Here is a 20,825-nt window from a genome sequence, read left to right as displayed (position 1 = left end):
CCCAATACAGTTTTTAGCATAAACTTAAACTATACGTTTGTTTTGAAAGATAGGGTGATAGGAATGGACGGATTATTTACAGAAGTTCAAGAATTAAATATTGGCAAAGTGAAGAGAAATGAACCGCTATCCCAGCATACAACAATGAAAATTGGAGGTCCGGCTGATCTCTTTATTGAACCATCATCATTGGAAAATATTCAAAAAGTAATGAACCTCATTAAGGAGCGTCAACTTCCTTGGAGAGCTATTGGCAGAGGATCAAATCTTCTTGTTTCTGATAAAGGGATTGAAGGTGTGGTAATAAGATTAGGTTCTGGATTAAACCATCTTTCCATTAATGAGTCCACTATTACAGTTGGAGGAGGACATTCTTTAGTCAGCTTATCGACATTAATTTCGAAGAGGGGCTTGTCTGGACTTGAATTTGCCAGCGGCATTCCAGGATCTGTTGGTGGAGCAGTATACATGAACGCAGGAGCACATGGCTCTGATATTAGTAAGATTTTAACAAGGGCGCATATATTGTTTGAAGACGGGTCCATTGAATGGCTTTCAAATGATAAAATGGAGTTCACCTACAGGACCTCTGTCCTCCAAAAGAAACGCCCTGGTGTCGTACTTGAAGCGGAATTTAAGCTGACAATGGGTGATAGGACTGCTATTGTTTCCAAAATGCAAAAAAACAAAGATTATCGCAAAGAAACACAGCCGTGGAATTTCCCGTGTGCAGGAAGTATTTTTCGTAACCCTCTGCCAAATTATGCCGGTAAATTAATTGAGGAAGCCGGCTTAAAAGGTTTCCAAATTGGCGGTGCAAAAATCTCAGAAATGCACGGAAATTTCATTGTAAATGCCGGTAATGCAACTGCCAAGGATGTATTAGATTTAATTCAGTATATTAAGGATAAAATTCTACATTTATATGGAATTAAAATGGAAACTGAGGTGGAAATTATTGGCCGTAAGTAATAAGAATTAATCGTACTTATTACAAATTTTGTGTTATAATTACTCATTATAAATATGGGAAAAAACTGAGAAAATGAATGACGGCATGATTTTTCGTGCCGTTGTTTTCGCTTTTTAGGCAGGAAAAGCGGGTAGAAATCATAGGTTTTCTTTTAGGACATGCTAAGCGTTATTCTTAATGGAGGGAAGTGTATGGATAAAGGTAAGATTGTCGCTCTTGAGGACCGAATTCCTAAGCTTAAAGAGCAAAGACGTCGTAAAGCCAACAGAAGGCTCATTATTCTTCTATTTTTGTTCTTTACCATGATTGCCGTCGTTGCATATGTACAGTCGCCATTAAGTCATGTTAAAAAGATAACCATTAAGGGAAATGATTTACTGTCAACAAATGAAATAATCAGTACCAGTCATTTATCAAAAAAAACAAATATTTGGAGTGTAAAGAAAGATTCAATTGCATTAAATCTCCAAAAGGTGAATGTTATTAAAGAGGCAAAGGTTAAAATTGTATGGCCAAATACAGTAATGATTGAGATTGAGGAACGAAAAAAAATTGCTTATCTCGAGTCGGATAACTCCTATTACCCTGTTATGGAAAACGGAAAAATCCTTAAGGATAGGGAAGTGTCTGAAATACCTGTCAGTGCACCCATACTTTTTAAATTTAAAGAGGGAGCTATCCTTAAAGAAATGGTCTCTGCTCTTGAAGAGCTTCCGGATGAAGTTCTAAACGCAATCTCTGAAGTACACTATACCCCGAAAAAAACGGATCAATATCATATTTCTTTATTTATGAATGATGGTTTTGAAGTAAGTGCCACATTACGAAGTTTTTCGGAAAAAATGATTCATTATCCTTCAATCATTAGCCAGTTAGATCCTAACAAAAAGGGTATTATCGATTTAGAGGTAGGTTCATATTTTAAAGCCTATGAATTGAAAGCGGACGAATCGGAGGAATCAGAAATTGAGAATGATAAAGGTGAAGGGTAAGCATGTAATTTTATCCCTTGTATGCCTTGTTCTTGGGTTTATGATTGCATTTTCTTATCACTTTACTCAAAAAGAAATAAATCAAAAAAATACAAATTTAACAAGTAAACAATGGGAAAAAACCTTAGACCTGAGAAATCAATTAATTGAAATTGAAGAATTGAATCGGAAATTACAAAAGGAATTAAACCAAAAGCAAGAGAAAGTACTAGAAAACGAAAAAGACCTTTCAAAAGAAGCGGAAGCCTATCTGAATCTTGCCGAAGATGCAGAGAAATACCGAATGTTCTTAGGGAAAGTTAAGGTTAAGGGACAAGGTGTAATGGTACAGTTATCAGATGGAGCCTATGACCCAGAGGAAGAAAATATTAATAACTATCTTGTCCATGAACACCATGTTTTTAAAGTAATCAATGAACTTTACATCTCAGGTGCTGCTGCCATTGCCATAAATGGCCAAAGATTAACAAGCCAGTCTTATATACTATGTGACGGACCTGTTATTACGGTTGATGGAATTCAACATCCAGCACCGTTTGTCATTACAGCTATTGGTGACCCTGATGTATTGACATCTGCATTAAACCTTACCGGTGGTGTGAAAGATCAACTCGTTAACGATAATATTGTCTTTACTTTAGAAAAACAGAACGAAGTTATCCTAAATCCCATTTTAGGAAACTCATAGATATTGAATATGTCCACGAAAAGATAAATTTTAAAAGGTAAGGTGAAAAAAGTGGACAAGCATAAAAATAATATTAGTTTTATTGCAATATCCACAGTAATTGGTTTTATGATTGCCATTCAGTTTCAAACTGTAAAGGAACCTGTCGAACGCGATACTCGTGATTTGTGGCAGCTGCGGGAGGCTTTGCTCCAAGAAAAAGAATTGCAATCGGAGTTAGTAAGTGAAATTAGATCCAATGAAGAAAAATTACTGGCCTATGAATCAAAGCAAAAGCAGAGTAAGGAACAGGCTTTAAGAGATACGATAAAGGAATTGAAAAATGAGGCCGGATTGACGGAAGTACAAGTTCCAGGTCTAACGTTGAAAATTCAACCTATTTTGGAGGATATCCAATTAGGAACACCAGTATCAAAGGATGTTTCACCTGAACTGCTAAAAAGATTATTGAATGAATTAAATATGTATGACGCAAAGTACGTATCAGTAGATGGTCAAAGAATTATCAATACTACGGTTATAAGAGATATCAATAATGAAACAAAAGTTGATGGTCATGCAATATCAAGTTTACCGATAGAAGTTAAGGTCGGTGTAGATAATATTGAAATAGCCGAAAAACTATACAATCGGATAAAAGCATCTAAAGCTACAGAGGAATTTTTCACTGAAAACCTTAAGCTGGTTATTTCAGAACCAACCCATGAGGTTACCATCCCCGCATATGATAACCCTATCCGGATTCGATTTTTAGAGTCATTGAAGGTGAATGAAGGAGGGAATACATAATGTGGCTGCCGTTATTAGGATTAATCCTTGGAGTACTTCTTGGTCTATTAACAGATATTAGGATTCCTGAAGAATATTCTAATTATTTATCTATTGCAGTTCTCGCAGCTCTTGACACATTATTTGGTGGAATAAGGGCGCATCTGCAAAATATTTATGATGAAAAAGTTTTTGTTTCTGGTTTCTTTTTTAATATAATACTTGCTGCAAGTTTAGCTTTTCTAGGCGTTCATCTTGGTGTAGACTTGTATTTAGCAGCTGTTTTTGCCTTTGGTGTACGCTTATTTCAAAATATAGCTGTAATAAGACGAATATTATTGACAAAATGGTCAAAAAACAAAGAAAAAATATAAAAAAATTGATTTTTTTAAAGGGAATTATTTAGTTGTGACGAATAATTTTATAAGATATAGGTGTGTACTTTTTTATTATTATATCTTGTGAAATATAAATGTTGTTCGACTGAAGTAATGCTAAGGAGGTGCCAAAGAATGAACAGCAATGAAATATATGTAAGTCTTGACATCGGTACATCCAGTGTAAAAGTAATCATCGGTGAAATTGTCAATGACTCTATCAATATAATTGGTGTTGGAAATGTAAATTCAGAAGGTCTGCGTAAAGGATCTATCATTGACATTAATGATACCGTTCATTCTATTAAACGTGCTATTGAAGAAGCAGAAAGAATGATTGGAATGGAAATACGCCAAGTGATTGTGGGTATTTCTGGTAATCAGGTTGCTCTTGAACCATGCCGTGGAATTGTAGGGGTTTCTAGTCAAAATCGTGAAATTACCAATGATGATGTTAGACGTGTTATTGAAGAAGCTCAAGTAGTTTCTATTCCTCAAGATAGAGAGATTATCGGAGTAATACGAAAACAATTTATCCTTGATGGTAAGGATGAAATTAATAATCCATGTGGCATGATTGGCGTTCGTTTGGAAGTTGAAGGAACACTTATCACTGGATCAAATGCTATTATTACAAATACACTGCGTTGTGTAGAACGTGCTGGTTTAGAAATTACAGATATTATTTTACAGCCGCTTGCAGCTGGTGATTATGCATTGTCAAAGGATGAGAAGAATTTAGGTGTTGCATTAATTGATTTAGGCGGCGGATCTACAACCATTGCTTATTTCGAACAAGGATACTTGGCTGCAACTAGTGTAATTCCAGTTGGAGGAGATTTAATTACAAATGACCTTTCAAAGGTATTACACACTTCTACTGAGGATGCTGAAAAAATTAAAGTTAAATATGGACATGCTTTTTACGATGATGCTTCAGAGGATGAATTCTTCAGTGTTCCTATTATAGGAAGTGATCAGCATCAGCAATTTAATCAATTATATGTATCTGAAATCATAGAAGCTAGAATGGAAGAAATTTTCGAATTGATTGCTCATGAATTGAAACGATTAGGAATAAATGATTTACCTGGAGGATTCGTTTTTACAGGTGGTACTGCAAATATGCAAGGTGTATTAGAACTTGCTCAATCTATATTCCAAAGTCCAGTTCGCAAAGCCGTTCCCAACTATATTGGAGTAAGAGAACCTCAATATACAACTGCGGTTGGTTTAATCAAATATGCATACAAGAATGCTAGATTACCAGGTGGAACCTTCGTCGCTTCAGCACCTGTTTCTGAACCAATCGAGAAGAAAGTTCAAAAACAACAACAACAACAACCAAAAGCAAAGCCAGAAAAACATCCGGAAGATAAGATGTCATCAAAAGTAAAAAAATTCCTTGGTCTCTTTTTCGAATAAGCTAACACGAAAAGGAATATCGACGAATTAGGAGGATTTGTCATGTTAGAGTTTGATACAAATTTAGATTCTCTTGCTACTATAAAAGTTATTGGGGTTGGCGGCGGAGGAAACAATGCAGTAAACCGAATGATTGAACATGGTGTTCAAGGAGTAGAATTTATCGCAGTTAATACCGATGCACAAGCTTTAAACCTTTCAAAAGCAGAAGTGAAAATGCAAATTGGCTCAAAATTAACTAGAGGACTTGGTGCAGGTGCAAATCCTGAGGTTGGTAAGAAAGCTGCAGAAGAAAGTAAAGAGCAATTAGAAGACGCTCTGCGTGGTGCGGATATGGTGTTTGTAACTGCTGGTATGGGTGGCGGAACAGGTACAGGTGCGGCGCCTGTAATTGCACAAATTGCCCGTGATTTAGGTGCTTTAACGGTCGGCGTTGTAACTCGTCCGTTTACGTTTGAAGGGAAAAAGCGGTCTAATCAGGCTGCAGGTGGAATCGGCGCAATGAAAGAGGCAGTAGATACTTTGATTGTAATCCCGAATGACCGCCTTCTTGAAATTGTAGATAAAAGTACTCCAATGCTTGAAGCGTTCCGTGAAGCGGACAATGTACTCCGTCAAGGGGTTCAGGGTATTTCAGACTTAATCGCAGTTCCTGGTCTCATTAACTTGGACTTTGCTGATGTGAAAACCATTATGTCAAACAAAGGATCTGCATTAATGGGAATTGGTATGGCAACGGGTGAAAATCGTGCAACGGAAGCGGCGAAAAAGGCTATTAGTTCTCCTTTGTTAGAAACATCTATTGATGGTGCACAAGGAGTTCTAATGAATATTACTGGCGGCAGCAACTTAAGCCTGTATGAAGTACAAGAAGCAGCTGATATTGTAGCGACAGCATCTGATCAGGAAGTAAATATGATTTTTGGATCAGTCATTAATGAAAATCATAAAGATGAAATCATTGTTACAGTTATTGCAACCGGATTTAATGAAGAAGTTGTCCAGCCAAAGACAGCTCGTCCAGCATTTGGTCAAGCAAAACCACAGTTGAATACAATGAAGAGAGAACAAAAGCGTGAAGAAGTTCCACAAGAACCTGTGCGTAATAATAACGCACCTCAAGAGGAAACTCTAGATATCCCAACATTCTTACGTAACAGAAACCGCAGAAGATAATTTGACGAAAAGCATGGTCCAAAAGGACCATGCTTTTTTTGTCTAAATGAAATTAGACAAAATACGTTGTTTATAGTGGAAATTTCTGTTTTTTTGATTACAGAAAGTGACACACTTTAGCCCATAAAGTAGGTTATACTTTTTCCTAAACAGAATAATAGAAATGATGTTAATACACCCTTATGTATAATCCATAAAGCTACTAATTTACTGGAGACATTAAAAGGGGGAAGGCTTGTTGTCGGTATATTTAGATGTTATTTGGGCTCTTAATCTGTTATTTGATAGCCTTCTCCTATATCTATCAGCCATTTTTCTAAAAAGACGAATTCGAATATGGAGGTTATTAGCAGGTGGTTTTATTGGTTCATTAATCATATTATTGTCGTTTACACCATTACACAACTATTCCAATCATCCAATATCAAAGCTTCTATTTTCGGTTGTAATGGTTTTAATTGTATTCGGTTATAAAAGATTATCTTTTTTCATAAAGGCGTTAATGACTCTTTATTTAACAACCTTTCTTATCGGAGGAGCATTAATTGGAGCTCATTATTTTGTTCAATTTGATGCAGAGATGTCCACAAAGGTAATGATTTCCAATGTTACGGGGTTTGGTGATCCAATCAGCTGGCTTTTTGTTTTATTAGGTTTTCCTATTGCTTGGCATTTCTCAAAGAGGAATATTGAAGGTATGGAAATGACCAAAATTCAATTTGATCAGATTGTAAATGTCACTCTAAGAATTAATGCAGAATCTTTTACTTTTAAAGGTCTAGTCGACAGTGGAAATCAGCTTTATGATCCATTAACCAAACTTCCTGTTATGTTTGTTTCTATCAAGAATATCTTTGAAAATGTGGCCGAACCGGTAAAAAAAATGGCAGCCGATCCTGAATCTCTGATTCTCGGAAATGTGGAATTTCCGGTTGAATGGCAAAATAAGCTGAGGATTGTACCTTGCCGGGTGGTAGGACAAGAGCATCAACTTATCGTTGCTGTTAAGCCTGACTCAATATTGATTGACGCTAAGGGTGAAAGTTATTTATGTGAAAAAGGCCTTGTATCGTTTACTATGCAGCAATTATCTGCCGATGATGCCTTTCAATGCATTGTCCATCCGAAAATGCTCACCGGGCCAAAACAGCATGATGATTCGGCGAAAGTAAGCTAATAATACTATACTCGTAAAAACAGATTTTAGAAGGAGGAACTTGCGTGAAAAAATGGAGACTTCGCTTATCCTACTACTGGTATAAGATACTAATCAAATTAGGAATTAAAAGTGATGAAGTTTATTATATTGGCGGCAGCGAAGCCTTACCGCCTCCTTTAAGTAAAGATGAAGAAGAGGTGCTTTTAAATAAGCTTCCAGGCGGTGATAAGGCCGCAAGATCGATATTAATCGAACGTAACCTTCGGCTTGTCGTGTATATCGCTAGAAAATTTGAAAATACCGGAATTAATATTGAGGACTTAATTAGTATTGGTACCATTGGCTTAATTAAAGCAGTTAACACGTTTAATCCTGAGAAAAAGATTAAGCTGGCTACATATGCGTCCAGATGCATTGAAAATGAAATTCTCATGTACTTGCGCAGAAATAATAAAATTAGATCTGAAGTTTCATTTGATGAACCATTAAATATTGATTGGGACGGTAATGAATTATTACTATCAGATGTTTTGGGGACAGATGATGATATCATTACGAAGGATTTAGAAGCGAATGTGGATAGAAAACTATTAACCAAAGCTCTGCACCAACTAAGTGATAGGGAAAAGCAAATCATGGAGCTTCGCTTCGGACTTACCAATGGAGAAGAAAAAACACAGAAGGACGTAGCCGATATGCTTGGTATTTCTCAATCATATATATCCCGTCTGGAAAAAAGAATAATCAAAAGATTAAGAAAAGAATTTAATAAGATGGTATAAGGTTACAAAAAAAGATTTTTTTTACTTATGGAAAGACCATTGAAACCAAAGTAATCATCGTATTTTTCGACTAATCCTTGGCAATTCCTTAAAAACTACAAGTGCATATTTTTCCTCCTCAAGGAAATACTGTTTTTTGTACAGCAACTCCTATGAGGAGGGAAAAGGGATTGACTCGAAATAAAGTTGAAATTTGTGGCGTAGATACATCAAAACTTCCTGTATTAAAAAATGAAGAAATGAGATTACTCTTCAGGCAAATGCAAGAGGGCGATATTACAGCACGAGAAAAACTCGTCAACGGAAATTTACGACTCGTTCTTAGTGTTATTCAAAGGTTTAACAACCGTGGCGAGTTTGTTGATGATCTGTTTCAGGTTGGCTGTATTGGGCTTATGAAATCGATTGATAACTTTGATTTAAGTCAAAACGTAAAGTTTTCCACTTATGCCGTACCAATGATTATTGGCGAAATACGCAGGTACCTGCGCGATAATAATCCTATTCGCGTTTCAAGGTCCTTAAGAGATATCGCCTATAAGGCCTTGCAAGTAAGGGAACGATTAATGAGTGAAACTTCACGGGAACCAACTGCGGAGGAGATTGCTAAAGTATTAGAAGTCCCTCACGAAGAAATAGTCTTTGCACTTGACGCTATCCAAGACCCAGTATCCTTGTTCGAACCAATCTATAACGATGGCGGCGACCCAATTTTTGTGTTGGACCAATTAAGCGATGAACGAAATAAAGATATTCACTGGATTGAAGAAATTGCCTTAAAAGAAGGCATGCGGCGCTTAAATGAGCGTGAAAAGCTAATCTTAAGAAAGCGATTCTTCCAGGGAAAAACGCAAATGGAAGTAGCCGATGAAATTGGAATCTCACAAGCACAGGTTTCTCGTTTAGAAAAAGCTGCCATCAAGCAAATGAATAAAAATATTCAAAGCTAAAGCTGTCCAAGAGGAAACTGCAAATATGCGGGAACGTTCAAAGGGTGAAACGCTACATAAAGTAGCGGGTCACCCTTTTTATTTCGGTGCCTGCAGTTTCCTCCTTTGGTCAGCTTTATTTTTTCTTTTATTTACAGATAAATTGACCAATCTAATCATATATTTACATTAGGATAAAAATGGCGGGAGTGAGAGAAATGGTCAAAATTTCTGAATTTCAAATTAAAGATGTAGTGAATGTGTCTGATGGTAAAAAACTTGGAAACATTGGTGATATTGAAATTAATCTTTCCACAGGTAAAATAGAAGCGGTTATCGTTACCGGTAATGGTAAAGTCCTAGGCTTTTTTGGAAGGGAAGAAGATATTGTTATTCCATGGAAAAATATTATTAAAATAGGTCAAGATGTAATATTGGTTAGATATAAGAATATTGAAGAAAGGACTACAGAGGAAATGGAAGTATAGTTATTAACAGCATCTGACGGTGACCATTTAACATATTCATGGTAAACTAGAAAAAAAACAAATGAGGTTAAGTATGGAACCTTTTGTATATGAAAATGAATCATATTTTTTAATTGAAAATTGGATGGAAAAGTATCCGGGGCTAGTTACTGGAATAACAACCAAAAAAGGCGGCAGCAGTACAGGTTTTTTTGAAAATCTTAACATGGGCTATCATGTTGGAGACCTAAAGGAAGCTGTTTGTTCTAATCGGAATAAGTTAGCTAATCTCATTCAATTTCCAGTGAAGCATTGGGTAGGGGCAGAACAGACCCATGAAACCCTAATTAGAAAAATTACAAGCGCTGACCGTGGGTTTGGGGCAGATTCTTATGAAAATGCCTTTAAGGGGACAGATGGTTTTTATACGGATGAAGAGGGAATTTTATTAACTCTTTGCTATGCCGATTGTGTCCCTCTTTTTTTTATTGCTCCTGAATATAGGATGATTGGTGCTGCACATGCTGGCTGGAAAGGCACTGTAAACGAAATTGCACAGAAAATGGTAGAGAAATGGGGAGAAGAAGGAATACTTCCTAATCAAATTTTTGTCACTATAGGTCCATCTATTTGTGAAAAATGTTATATTGTTAATGATTATGTCATTAACTTTGTAGAAAAATCACTAGTAGATGTCGAAGAAAAACCCTATAATTTAATTAAAGAGGGACAGTATACGTTGGACTTACGAAAACTAAATAAAATAATTCTTCTTAAAGCTTGCGTTCCGGAAGAAAATATTCAAATGACTAAACTTTGCTCTAGTTGTGACCAATTTGAATTTTTCTCTCATCGCCGTGACCAAGGTAAAACAGGAAGGATGCTAAGTTATATAGGATGGAAGGAGACCACCGAATGAAGGTTGCAGAAAATCTCATACATATTAAACAGCAAATAAGTGATGCATGCCAAAGGGTAAATCGGGCTCCTGATGAAGTGAAACTGATTGCCGTAACCAAATATGTCAGCATAGAAAGAGCCAAGGAAGCTTTGGAAGCTGGTATAATAAATCTAGGTGAAAATCGAGATGATGGGCTGTTAGCAAAGTGGGAAGTATTAGAGGACAAGCCTCTATGGCATTATATCGGGACACTGCAGACTCGCAAAGTTAAAAATATTATTGATAAAGTAGAATATATACACTCTTTGGACCGTATTTCATTAGCAGAAGAAATTAATAAACGTGCACAAAAAAAGGTGAAATGCCTGGTTCAAGTGAATGTTTCTCAAGAACAATCAAAACATGGACTTGCTCCCGAGGATGTAATTGACTTTATTAAAAATCTTCAACCGTACGAGAATATTAGTATTGAAGGTTTAATGACTATGGCCCCATTTACAGATGATGAAGCGCAGCTTCGAAACTGTTTTCAAAGGTTAAAAGAGCTCCGTGAAGAAGTAAAGAATTGTAACCTTGATTTCGCACCATGTACTGAGCTTTCTATGGGGATGTCTAATGACTTTGGAATTGCCATTGAAGAGGGCGCGACGATGATTAGAATAGGAACGGCACTTGTCGGTGAGGCTGGTGAGGAGGATAAAAGATGACGATAAAATCTAAGTTAAAAACTTTTTTCTTTTTAGATGATGATTTTGATGATAATAATCAGGATGAATATGAGAAGGTTGAACCTATAAAGCCCCTAAAACAGCCTTCGAAGCCTCAAAACGTTGTAAGTCTGCAGAGTGTACAAAAGGGTGCTAAAGTAATTTTAGTAGAACCTAGAGTATATGCTGAAGCTCAGGATATAACGGATCATTTGAAAAACCGTCGTGCAGTTGTTGTCAATCTTCAACGCATCGGTCACGAGGAAGGAAGACAAATCGTCGATTTTTTAAGTGGAGCAGTCTATGCATTAAACGGGGACATTCAAAAAATCGGCTCCAGTATATTTTTGTGTACACCAGATAATGTTGAGATTTCTGGCAATATTTCTGAACTAGTGAGGGAACAAGAATTTCATGATACGAGGTGGTAGTAGAAATGGATATGATTTTTAACTTTTTGATCCAAATTATTGGAATATATAAATGGATGCTTATCATTTATATCCTTTTATCATGGTTCCCAAATATGAGAGACTCACAGATTGGGACAATTCTTGGTAAGTTATGTGAACCGTTTCTGGAACCGTTTAGAAGAATCATTCCACCAATAGGTATGATGGACTTATCCCCTTTAGCGGCATTTCTTATCTTATCCTTCGCCCCTCAAGGCTTAAGAGTTTTGCAGAACTTAATTTCTTAATTTAGCCAGCCTAAACGGCCTAAGGAGTTAAACATGAATATTTATCAGCATTTTCGCCCAGAGGAACGGGAGTTTATTGATCAAGTATTACATTGGAAGGATTTTGTTGATTCCAGCTATACATCTAAACTTACTGATTTTCTTGACCCAAGAGAGCAGCATATTTTAAAGACCATAATTGGTGAGAATGGAAGTATTAAGTATCAACTATTTGGAGGCAGTTCAGAAGGTGAAAGAAAGCGGGCATTGATTATGCCGGATTATATCATACCTGATGAGAAGGATTTTCAAATTACCCTTTTTGAAATTGATTATCCCATTAAATTTGTTTCCATAGAACATCCCCAAGTTCTCGGGTCTCTTATGTCGTTAGGATTAAAACGAGGGAAATTTGGCGACATTCTTATGAAAGATGGACGTGTTCAATTTTTCTCAAGTACTGAAATCGGCGACTATATTAAAAGTAATTTAGAATCAATTGGAAGAGCATCAATACGATTAAAAGAGGTAGATCTTGAAGAGGCAATTAAAGTTGATGATTTATGGATGGAACAGGATATCACTGTTTCCTCCTTACGGCTCGATACAATTATTTCTGGTATTCATCATATATCGAGGCAAAAATCTCAACTTTTCATTCAACAAGGATTGGTGAAGGTGAACTGGACCTCTATTGAAAATCATTCCTTTGAATGTGCAGTGGGTGACTTGTTGTCAGTTAGAGGCTACGGAAGAGTTAAGATTTTGTCAATTGAAGGAAGAACCAAAAAGGATAAATGGCGAATTGTTGTCGGAAAGCAAAAATAATTTTTTTGATTTTTGCAGGATTATCAATAACTTTGTCGAATTTATGCTTTTATACACTTTATACATACAGAAGAAAGATTCTTGGAGGTGGCATCATGCCGTTAACGCCGTTAGATATTCACAATAAAGAATTTAATAAAGGTTTTCGTGGTTACGATGAGGACGAGGTTAATGAATTTTTAGATCAAGTCATAAAGGATTATGAATTAGTCCTTCGTGAAAAGAAAGAAATAGAAGAACGTTTAAATGAAATGAAGGACCGTTTAGGTCATTTTGTAAATATTGAAGAAACATTAAACAAGTCTATTATTATTGCACAAGAGGCTGGTGAAGATGTAAAACGAAATGCACAAAAGGAAGCTAAGCTCATCATTAAGGAAGCAGAAAAGAATGCTGACCGTATTGTAAATGAGTCACTTTCAAAAGCGAGAAAGATTGCTCTTGAAATCGAGGATTTGAAAAAGCAGTCAAAAGTATTCCGTACTCGTTTTAAAATGTTGATAGAAGCCCAGCTGGATATGATAAATACGGATGACTGGGATCATTTATTAGAGTATGAGGTGGATGCAACGGAACTTAAAATCCATCAAGAAGAAGATTCCTTAGCTTGACGAATTGGTATTATTTCGCATATAATTTTCTAATAAGTAAATAAAGAATGGAAATGACAATGAGAGGGACAGTACATTTCATAAACTTTTGATAGCGAGCCGGGGATGGTGGAAGCCTGGGAAAAGTGAGAAATTGGAAAATCACCCTTGAGTCCCAGGCTGAAACTTTATTTTAAAGAAAGTAAGCTATGGCGGGTTATTCACGTTACGAATCTTAAAGAGGATAGTACTTTTTCGTGCTATCTATCAGGGTGGTACCGCGGGAATAAAACCTTCTCGTCCCTTTTATGGGATGAGAGGGTTTTTTTATTTGTCTATTGGCTATTCTGTTTATGATGAGTGTTACAGGAGGAATAAGAAATGGAATATAAAGATACGTTATTAATGCCAAAAACTGAATTTCCAATGCGTGGCAATCTTCCACAAAGAGAACCTGAAATTCAGGCAAAGTGGGAAGAAATGAATATTTATAAAAAAGTTCAGGAGCGGACTGCTGGACGTCCAATGTTTGTGCTCCACGATGGACCTCCCTATGCAAATGGTGATATTCATATGGGCCACGCTCTTAACAAAGTCTTAAAAGACTTTATTGTTCGCTTTAAATCAATGAGCGGCTTCAATGCACCATATGTTCCAGGCTGGGATACACATGGTTTGCCAATTGAACAGGCATTAACAAATAAGGGCGTAAAACGAAAAGAGATGACGGTAGCAGAATTCCGTCAGCTTTGTACAAAATATGCACTCGAACAAGTAAGTAATCAGCGGGAACAATTTAAACGCGTTGGAGTTCGTGGTGATTGGGAAAATCCATATATTACTCTTAAGCCCGAATACGAAGCGCAGCAGATTAAAGTCTTCGGAGAAATGGCGAAAAAAGGCTATATTTATAAAGGTCTTAAACCTGTATATTGGTCCCCTTCAAGTGAATCAGCTCTTGCTGAAGCAGAAATTGAATATCAGGATAAGAAGTCACCTTCCATTTATGTGGGATTTAAAGTTAAGGATGGAAAAGGGGTTCTTGATACAGATGTTCAAATTGTCATTTGGACGACTACACCTTGGACGATTCCGGCTAACTTAGGAATTTCGGTTCATCCAGACTTAACGTATGTGGTAGTTGCAGTGAACGGAAATAAATACTTAGTAGCTGAAGCTCTTCTTGAAGCAGTAACGAATGAAATAGGCTGGGAAGAACTTGAGGTTATTCAGAAGGTAAAAGGAAATGAATTAGAGAATATCCTTGCAGCACACCCATTATATGACCGTGACTCTTTAGTAATGCTAGGAGATCATGTTACAACTGATGCTGGAACAGGCTGTGTTCATACCGCACCAGGACACGGGGAGGATGACTTCCATGTCGGTCAAAAGTATGGACTTGAAGTACTTTGCCCTGTAGATGATAAAGGTGTAATGACAAGCGAAGCACCAGGTTTTGAAGGATTATTTTACGATAGTGCAAATAAGCCGATTTCTCAAGCATTAGAAGAAAGAGGGGCGCTCTTAAAGCTTTCATTTATTACTCACTCCTATCCACATGATTGGAGAACGAAAAAACCTGTTATTTTCAGAGCTACTGCACAATGGTTCGCTTCCATTAAGGATTTCCGAAATGACCTTCTTGAAGCAGTAAAAGAAACAAAATGGGTACCTGCATGGGGCGAAACACGACTATTTAATATGGTCCGAGACCGTGGCGATTGGTGTATTTCACGCCAACGTGTCTGGGGAGTTCCAATTCCGGTGTTTTATGCTGAAAATGGAGAGGAAATCATTACAGATGAAACAATTGAACATGTTTCTAGTTTGTTCCGGGAATTCGGTTCAAATATCTGGTTTGAGCGTGAAGCGAAAGAACTATTGCCTGAAGGCTTTACACATTCAGGAAGTCCTAATGGATTGTTTACAAAAGAAACAGATATCATGGATGTTTGGTTTGATTCAGGCTCATCACATCAAGCGGTTCTCTTAGAAAGAGATGACTTGGTTCGCCCGGCTGATTTATATTTAGAAGGTTCGGATCAATATCGAGGCTGGTTTAACTCTTCCTTATCGACTGCGGTGGCAGTAACAGGCAAAGCTCCATACAAAGGTGTTTTAAGTCATGGGTTTGCTTTAGATGGAGAAGGCAGAAAGATGAGTAAATCATTAGGGAATGTCATGGTACCTGAAAAGGTAATGAAGCAATTAGGAGCAGATATCCTCCGCCTATGGGTTGCATCAGTTGATTATCAAGCCGATGTTCGTGTATCCGATGCAATTTTGAAGCAGGTTGCAGAGGTTTATAGAAAAATCCGTAACACTTTCCGTTTCTTGCTTGGTAACTTATCCGACTTTAACCCTGCAACAGATAGGGTTTCATACGAAAACCTTCGTGAAGTTGATCAATTTATGCTCGTAAAATTAAATAAGTTGATTAAAAATGTTCGCAATGCATATGGAAATTATGAGTTTGCAGGTATTTATCATAGTATTAATAATTTCTGTACCCTTGACTTAAGTGCATTTTACCTTGATTTCGCTAAGGATGTTCTATATATTGAGTCAGTTAACAATCATGAAAGACGTGCAATCCAAACGGTTTTATATGACTCATTAATTGCGTTAACAAAGTTAGTTTCACCAATTCTTTCTCATACTGCTGACGAGGTATGGAAATTCATTCCTGCAGTTACAGAAGAAAGTGTGCAGTTAACGGATATGCCAGAATATCAGGAACAAAAAAATGCAGCTGCATTAGAAGAAAAATGGACTTCATTTATGAAGCTGCGTGATGATGTTTTAAAAGCGCTTGAAGAAGCTAGAAACCAAAAGGTTATTGGTAAATCATTAACTGCAAAGGTTTCCTTATATGTAAATGAGAATACGAAAACACTGTTAGACTCTATTCATGAGAATATGCAGCAATTATTTATCATCTCAGGATTTGAAGTCGCAGGAAGCTATGACCAAGCACCTGAAAATGCAATTAAATTAGATACTGCTGCTATTGTTGTCACGAAAGCAGAAGGCGAAACTTGCGAACGCTGTTGGGTTGTGACACCAGAAGTTGGTAAAGATTCAGAGCACCCTACACTTTGCCTACGCTGTGCAGAAGTAGTTAAAGAAAACTACACACACTTAGCTTAAAATGAATGCCCCATGATAATTTCATGGGGTTTTTTCATTTTTTATCCTATTCCGTTAATTGTTGTTCCAGATGTCAAATGTTTTCCCGAGTCAGGTCAAATTAAGGGGAGATAATAGTAGAAATGACTTAACGGAGGTTACAACTATGAATGCAATGCAGGAACAGCTGTTTTGGGAACTCCGTAAAACACAATTAGAAATTTTAAAATCATTGAAAAATAAGCAGAAAAATGAATGGATGATCCCTATATTAGAAGATGAATTAGCGGATATTTCAACTGCCATTCAAAAGTTAGAAGAAGGTAATTTTGGCCAGTGTGAAGCGTCAGGTGAACCTCTCCCCGAACAACTATTAAAGAATATGCCGACAATAAAGTCATCTAAGGATTCTGACAACTTAGAGCATTTTTACAAGAAACCAATTAATTCCGGCTTTTTCTAACCTTCCATTGTTGTTTCGCTAAAGATTATGCTAAAATGCTAAGGAAGTAAAGTCTTCGTAGATGGGGGTATTCCTTAGTGTTTTATTATTTAATCGCAATTTTTATTATTTCATTAGACCAAGTGACGAAATGGCTTATCGTCACAAAAATGCATCTTGGTGAAAGTATCCCAGTTATTGAGGACTTTTTGTATATTACTTCTCACCGAAATCGCGGTGCAGCATGGGGAATCCTACAAGGACAAATGTGGTTCTTTTATGTCATAACTGCTATAGTAATCATTGCGATCATTTATTACATTCAAAAAGAAGCAAAGGGTAAGTGGCTGCTAGGTGTCTCTCTGGCATTTATGCTAGGTGGAGCGATAGGTAACTTCATTGACCGCCTGCTTCGAAAAGAAGTTGTTGATTTTATTCATACGTATATTTTCAATTATAACTTCCCAGTATTTAATATTGCGGATTCGGCTTTAGTCATTGGCGTAGTATTATTAATGATTCAAATGCTGCGTGATGAGCGTGAAACAAAGGAGAAATCATATGGAGAAAATGGAGCACACCATTCTTGAACAACAAAAAGGCGATCGAATTGATAAAGTTATTTCAACTTTAGATGAGGAATGGTCAAGAACTCAAGTTCAGCAATGGATCAAAGATGGCAATGTCCTTGTAAATGGACAAAAGATAAAAACAAATTACAAATGCAGTTTAAATGATGAAATCGAAATTAGTATTCCCGACCCAGAATTACTCGATGTTATCCCAGAAGAGATGGATTTAGAGATTTATTTTGAAGATAAAGATGTTTTAGTGGTAAATAAACCTAGCGGCATGGTGGTTCATCCAGCCCCTGGACATTTAACAGGAACGCTTGTTAATGGGTTAATGGCTCATTGTAAAGATTTATCAGGGATAAATGGTGTTCTTCGTCCTGGAATCGTTCATCGTATCGATAAAGACACTTCTGGACTTTTAATGGTGGCTAAAAATGACATGGCCCATGAAAAGCTTGTTAACCAATTAGTCGAAAAGACCGTTACTCGGAAGTATAAAGCTATTGTGCATGGAGTTATTCCTCACGATTTTGGAACGATTGATGCACCCCTGGGGAGAGATACGAGAGATCGGCAAAGTATGACCGTTGTGGATAATGGTAAGCATGCTGTAACTCATTTCCAGGTGATTGAACGGTTTAAGGATTTTACATTTGTGGAGTGTCAATTGGAGACCGGAAGAACACACCAAATACGGGTCCATATGAAATACATTGGATATCCGCTTGCAGGTGACCCTAAATATGGTCCAAAGAAAACACTTGATATCAATGGCCAGGCATTACATGCAGGAATTCTTGGTTTTAACCACCCAAGAACCAATGAATACATTGAATTCGAAGCACCGCTGCCAGTAGAATTCGAAGAGGTTTTAGAACAGTTAAGAAAATAATCGTTGACACACTTGTCGAATTATTGTACGATAACAACAGTTGAATATGCCTTTAAATCAGTCCTGTGAGGCTGAGAAGGAAACGGATAAATTGGTTGGGATACCTATGCCCATACTGATAAACTCTTTTACCTCTCACCTCGAAGCGTGAGAGGTTTTTTTATTAAATTAGGCAGGTGTTGAGAATGAACCAAAAAGCCGTAGTACTAGATGCACAAGCAATCGGAAGAGCCTTAACAAGAATTGCTCACCAAATCATAGAGAAAAATAAAGGGATTGAAGATTGTGTCCTCGTAGGAATTCGTACAAGAGGAATATTCATTGCGGAGAGACTCGCTGCCAAGATCGAAGAAATTGAAGGGAAACCTATACCTGTTGGCGAATTGGACATTACCTTATATCGTGATGATTTAACTAAGAAAACAGATGATCAAGAACCACTTGTTAAGGGATCAGTTATTCCGGTCGAATTAAAAGATAAAAAAGTTATTCTTGTTGATGATGTTTTATATACAGGTCGAACTGTTAGAGCAGGACTAGACGCGATTATGGATCTTGGCCGCCCTTCTTCTATACAACTTGCAGTTCTAGTTGACCGTGGACACCGTGAACTTCCTATAAGAGCAGATTATGTTGGTAAAAACATCCCAACTTCAAGTAGTGAAAAAGTAGTTGTAGAATTACAAGATGTCGATAATGTTGACCAAGTAAGTATTTTTGAAAAGTAAATAGTAACCCTTTAATTGCAGTCCTGTGAGGCTGACAAAGGGGAAAATGCCATCATCAAAGCTTTAATGGCATTTCCATACCCTCTTTGTACACTCATGGACAAAGAGGGTTTTTTTTTGAGCAAAAACACAAACTAAAAAATAGAGAGATTGTGGAGGAGAAACAATTGAATAATAAACCCATCTTAGACGTAAAAGAGATTCCCAATCCAGTCCAATGGCTCACTTTAAGCTTACAGCACTTATTCGCAATGTTTGGAGCCACGATTCTTGTTCCCTATCTTGTTGGGTTAAGCCCAGCGATTGCATTGATTTCAAGTGGTTTAGGAACACTTGCATTCTTAATGATTACAAAATGGCAAGTGCCTGCATACCTTGGTTCTTCATTTGCCTTTATCGTTCCGGTAATAGCCGCAAAAGCAACAGCTGGTCCAGGAGGAGCCATGATAGGTTCGTTCCTTGCAGGGCTTGTATACGGAATTGTCGCACTTATAATTAGTAAAGCAGGTCATCGCTGGATTATGAATCTGCTGCCGCCGATTGTTGTTGGTCCAGTTATTATCGTAATCGGTTTAGCACTGTCTGGTACAGCTGTTAGTATGGCAATGAACAATCCTGCAGGTGAATATAGCTTGATTCATTTCTCGGCAGCACTTGTAACTTTAGCAGCAACCATTATTTGTACCATTTACATGCGCGGCATGTTGAGCATTATACCAATTCTTACAGGTATAGTGATTGGATACCTTTACTCCTTTGCAATTGGCATTGTTGATTTTAAGCCAGTATTGGAAGCAAATTGGTTTGAAATGCCTGAATTCATCATCCCGTTTGTAAGCTATGAGGTAAAAGTAACATGGGACTTAGCTCTTCTAATGGTCCCAGTAGCAATCGTAACCTTATCTGAACATATTGGTCACCAGCTTGTCCTAAGTAAAGTAGTTGCCCGTGATTACATTAAAGAACCTGGTTTACACCGTTCGATTTTGGGGGATGGAACAGCAACCATAATCTCTGCATTGATTGGCGGACCTCCGAAAACAACTTATGGTGAGAATATTGGTGTCCTTGCGATAACACGAGTATACAGTGTGTATGTCATTGCAGGTGCAGCCGTTCTTGCTACAATCTTTGGATTTATCGGGAAAATAACAGCATTAATCAGTACAATCCCAACGCCTGTAATGGGCGGTGTTTCCATCCTGCTCTTTGGAATAATTGCTTCATCTGGATTACGCATGCTGGTTGACAGTAAAATTGATTTTGGAAACAAGCGCAACTTGGTGATATCTTCCGTTATTCTTGTCATCGGAATTGGCGGTGCCTTTATAAAAGTTTCAGAATCCTTCCAGATACAAGGAATGGCCTTTGCCGCAATTGCTGGTGTTCTTTTACACCTATTACTTCCAGGTAAAGAACCAGTAAGTGAAGATATGTTTGAACAAACAGTAGAAAAAGATAAGCAAAAAACTGCATAAAGAAAAATTAACCTTTTAACAGTAGTCCAGAGAGGCTATAAGGGTGTAATACTGAGTGCCATCGTAATGTGCCAACACATTTATGGACTTGGTAAGATTCAATTGCACCCAGGTCTGCTTGATCAGGGTCTTTATTT

At 37.2% G+C, this 20,825-nt stretch carries 23 protein-coding genes and 1 other annotated feature; all 23 genes read left to right on the top strand.

Annotated features, from left to right (window positions below):
* Positions 1-63 precede the first annotated feature (63 nt).
* Positions 64-972 carry a UDP-N-acetylmuramate dehydrogenase gene (gene murB, locus CHI06_RS07165; protein WP_095247739.1) on the top strand — a complete coding sequence of 303 codons (909 nt, stop codon included), beginning with the start codon at positions 64-66 and terminating at the stop codon, positions 970-972.
* A gap of 192 nt (positions 973-1,164) precedes the next feature.
* On the top strand, positions 1,165-1,965 hold the full coding sequence (locus CHI06_RS07160; RefSeq protein WP_095247738.1) for a cell division protein FtsQ/DivIB: 801 nt from the start codon (positions 1,165-1,167) through the stop codon (positions 1,963-1,965).
* Positions 1,946-2,653: a DUF881 domain-containing protein gene (locus CHI06_RS07155; protein WP_095247794.1), complete on the top strand. Its 708-nt coding sequence runs from the start codon at positions 1,946-1,948 to the stop codon at positions 2,651-2,653. Before CHI06_RS07160 ends, CHI06_RS07155 begins: the two co-directional genes overlap by 20 nt.
* Before the next feature lie 51 nt (positions 2,654-2,704).
* Positions 2,705-3,442, top strand: a complete 738-nt coding sequence (locus tag CHI06_RS07150; protein ID WP_095247737.1) for a DUF881 domain-containing protein — start codon at positions 2,705-2,707, stop codon at positions 3,440-3,442.
* Entirely contained in the window at positions 3,442-3,795 is a 354-nt protein-coding gene (locus CHI06_RS07145) for a small basic family protein (RefSeq protein ID WP_095247736.1), read from the top strand. Before CHI06_RS07150 ends, CHI06_RS07145 begins: the two co-directional genes overlap by 1 nt.
* 138 nt (positions 3,796-3,933) lie before the next feature.
* Positions 3,934-5,223, top strand: a complete 1,290-nt coding sequence (gene ftsA / locus CHI06_RS07140) for a cell division protein FtsA (protein ID WP_095247735.1) — start codon at positions 3,934-3,936, stop codon at positions 5,221-5,223.
* Between the two features lie 42 nt (positions 5,224-5,265).
* Positions 5,266-6,399 carry a cell division protein FtsZ gene (gene ftsZ, locus CHI06_RS07135; protein WP_095247734.1) on the top strand — a complete coding sequence of 378 codons (1,134 nt, stop codon included), beginning with the start codon at positions 5,266-5,268 and terminating at the stop codon, positions 6,397-6,399.
* A gap of 238 nt (positions 6,400-6,637) precedes the next feature.
* On the top strand, positions 6,638-7,576 hold the full coding sequence (gene spoIIGA / locus CHI06_RS07130; RefSeq protein WP_095247733.1) for a sigma-E processing peptidase SpoIIGA: 939 nt from the start codon (positions 6,638-6,640) through the stop codon (positions 7,574-7,576).
* A gap of 44 nt (positions 7,577-7,620) precedes the next feature.
* Positions 7,621-8,340 (top strand): RNA polymerase sporulation sigma factor SigE, encoded by a 720-nt coding sequence (gene sigE, locus CHI06_RS07125; protein WP_095247732.1) that lies wholly within the window; start codon positions 7,621-7,623, stop codon positions 8,338-8,340.
* A gap of 170 nt (positions 8,341-8,510) precedes the next feature.
* Positions 8,511-9,290: an RNA polymerase sporulation sigma factor SigG gene (sigG, locus tag CHI06_RS07120; protein ID WP_095247731.1), complete on the top strand. Its 780-nt coding sequence runs from the start codon at positions 8,511-8,513 to the stop codon at positions 9,288-9,290.
* Between the two features lie 197 nt (positions 9,291-9,487).
* Entirely contained in the window at positions 9,488-9,757 is a 270-nt protein-coding gene (locus tag CHI06_RS07115; protein ID WP_095247730.1) for a YlmC/YmxH family sporulation protein, read from the top strand.
* Between the two features lie 73 nt (positions 9,758-9,830).
* Positions 9,831-10,655, top strand: coding sequence for a peptidoglycan editing factor PgeF (pgeF, locus tag CHI06_RS07110; RefSeq protein ID WP_095247729.1), 825 nt, complete (start codon positions 9,831-9,833; stop codon positions 10,653-10,655).
* A complete protein-coding gene (locus CHI06_RS07105; RefSeq protein ID WP_095247728.1) occupies positions 10,652-11,344 on the top strand; it encodes a YggS family pyridoxal phosphate-dependent enzyme in 693 nt (230 codons plus the stop codon). Before pgeF ends, CHI06_RS07105 begins: the two co-directional genes overlap by 4 nt.
* Complete coding sequence (locus tag CHI06_RS07100) at positions 11,341-11,775, top strand: cell division protein SepF (RefSeq protein WP_095247727.1); 435 nt, start codon at positions 11,341-11,343, stop codon at positions 11,773-11,775. The genes CHI06_RS07105 and CHI06_RS07100 overlap by 4 nt, the downstream gene beginning before the upstream one ends.
* A gap of 5 nt (positions 11,776-11,780) precedes the next feature.
* Positions 11,781-12,044 (top strand): YggT family protein, encoded by a 264-nt coding sequence (locus tag CHI06_RS07095; RefSeq protein WP_095247726.1) that lies wholly within the window; start codon positions 11,781-11,783, stop codon positions 12,042-12,044.
* A gap of 33 nt (positions 12,045-12,077) precedes the next feature.
* A complete protein-coding gene (locus CHI06_RS07090) occupies positions 12,078-12,851 on the top strand; it encodes a YlmH family RNA-binding protein (protein ID WP_095247725.1) in 774 nt (257 codons plus the stop codon).
* A 95-nt stretch (positions 12,852-12,946) separates the two neighbouring features.
* Positions 12,947-13,462: a DivIVA domain-containing protein gene (locus CHI06_RS07085; protein WP_095247724.1), complete on the top strand. Its 516-nt coding sequence runs from the start codon at positions 12,947-12,949 to the stop codon at positions 13,460-13,462.
* Between the two features lie 50 nt (positions 13,463-13,512).
* Positions 13,513-13,749, top strand: a binding site (T-box leader).
* Between the two features lie 73 nt (positions 13,750-13,822).
* Positions 13,823-16,594 (top strand): isoleucine--tRNA ligase, encoded by a 2,772-nt coding sequence (gene ileS, locus CHI06_RS07080; RefSeq protein WP_095247723.1) that lies wholly within the window; start codon positions 13,823-13,825, stop codon positions 16,592-16,594.
* A gap of 145 nt (positions 16,595-16,739) precedes the next feature.
* On the top strand, positions 16,740-17,036 hold the full coding sequence (locus tag CHI06_RS07075) for a hypothetical protein (protein ID WP_095247722.1): 297 nt from the start codon (positions 16,740-16,742) through the stop codon (positions 17,034-17,036).
* Positions 17,037-17,113: 77 nt separating this feature from the next.
* Entirely contained in the window at positions 17,114-17,605 is a 492-nt protein-coding gene (gene lspA, locus CHI06_RS07070) for a signal peptidase II (RefSeq protein WP_095247721.1), read from the top strand.
* Positions 17,577-18,482, top strand: coding sequence for an RluA family pseudouridine synthase (locus CHI06_RS07065; protein WP_095247720.1), 906 nt, complete (start codon positions 17,577-17,579; stop codon positions 18,480-18,482). Before lspA ends, CHI06_RS07065 begins: the two co-directional genes overlap by 29 nt.
* A 185-nt stretch (positions 18,483-18,667) precedes the next feature.
* The gene (pyrR, locus tag CHI06_RS07060; protein WP_095247719.1) at positions 18,668-19,210 is read left to right on the top strand and encodes a bifunctional pyr operon transcriptional regulator/uracil phosphoribosyltransferase PyrR; all 543 of its coding nucleotides are present in this window, start codon (positions 18,668-18,670) and stop codon (positions 19,208-19,210) included.
* A gap of 167 nt (positions 19,211-19,377) precedes the next feature.
* The gene (locus CHI06_RS07055) at positions 19,378-20,688 is read left to right on the top strand and encodes a solute carrier family 23 protein (RefSeq protein ID WP_142300933.1); all 1,311 of its coding nucleotides are present in this window, start codon (positions 19,378-19,380) and stop codon (positions 20,686-20,688) included.
* Positions 20,689-20,825: the final 137 nt, after the last annotated feature.

The organism is Bacillus sp. 7884-1 (assembly GCF_002272245.1).
In the GTDB taxonomy this organism is placed as follows: domain Bacteria; phylum Bacillota; class Bacilli; order Bacillales; family Cytobacillaceae; genus Neobacillus.
Note: the sequence above shows the minus strand (reverse complement) of the source record. Positions and strands in the feature narration are given on the sequence as shown.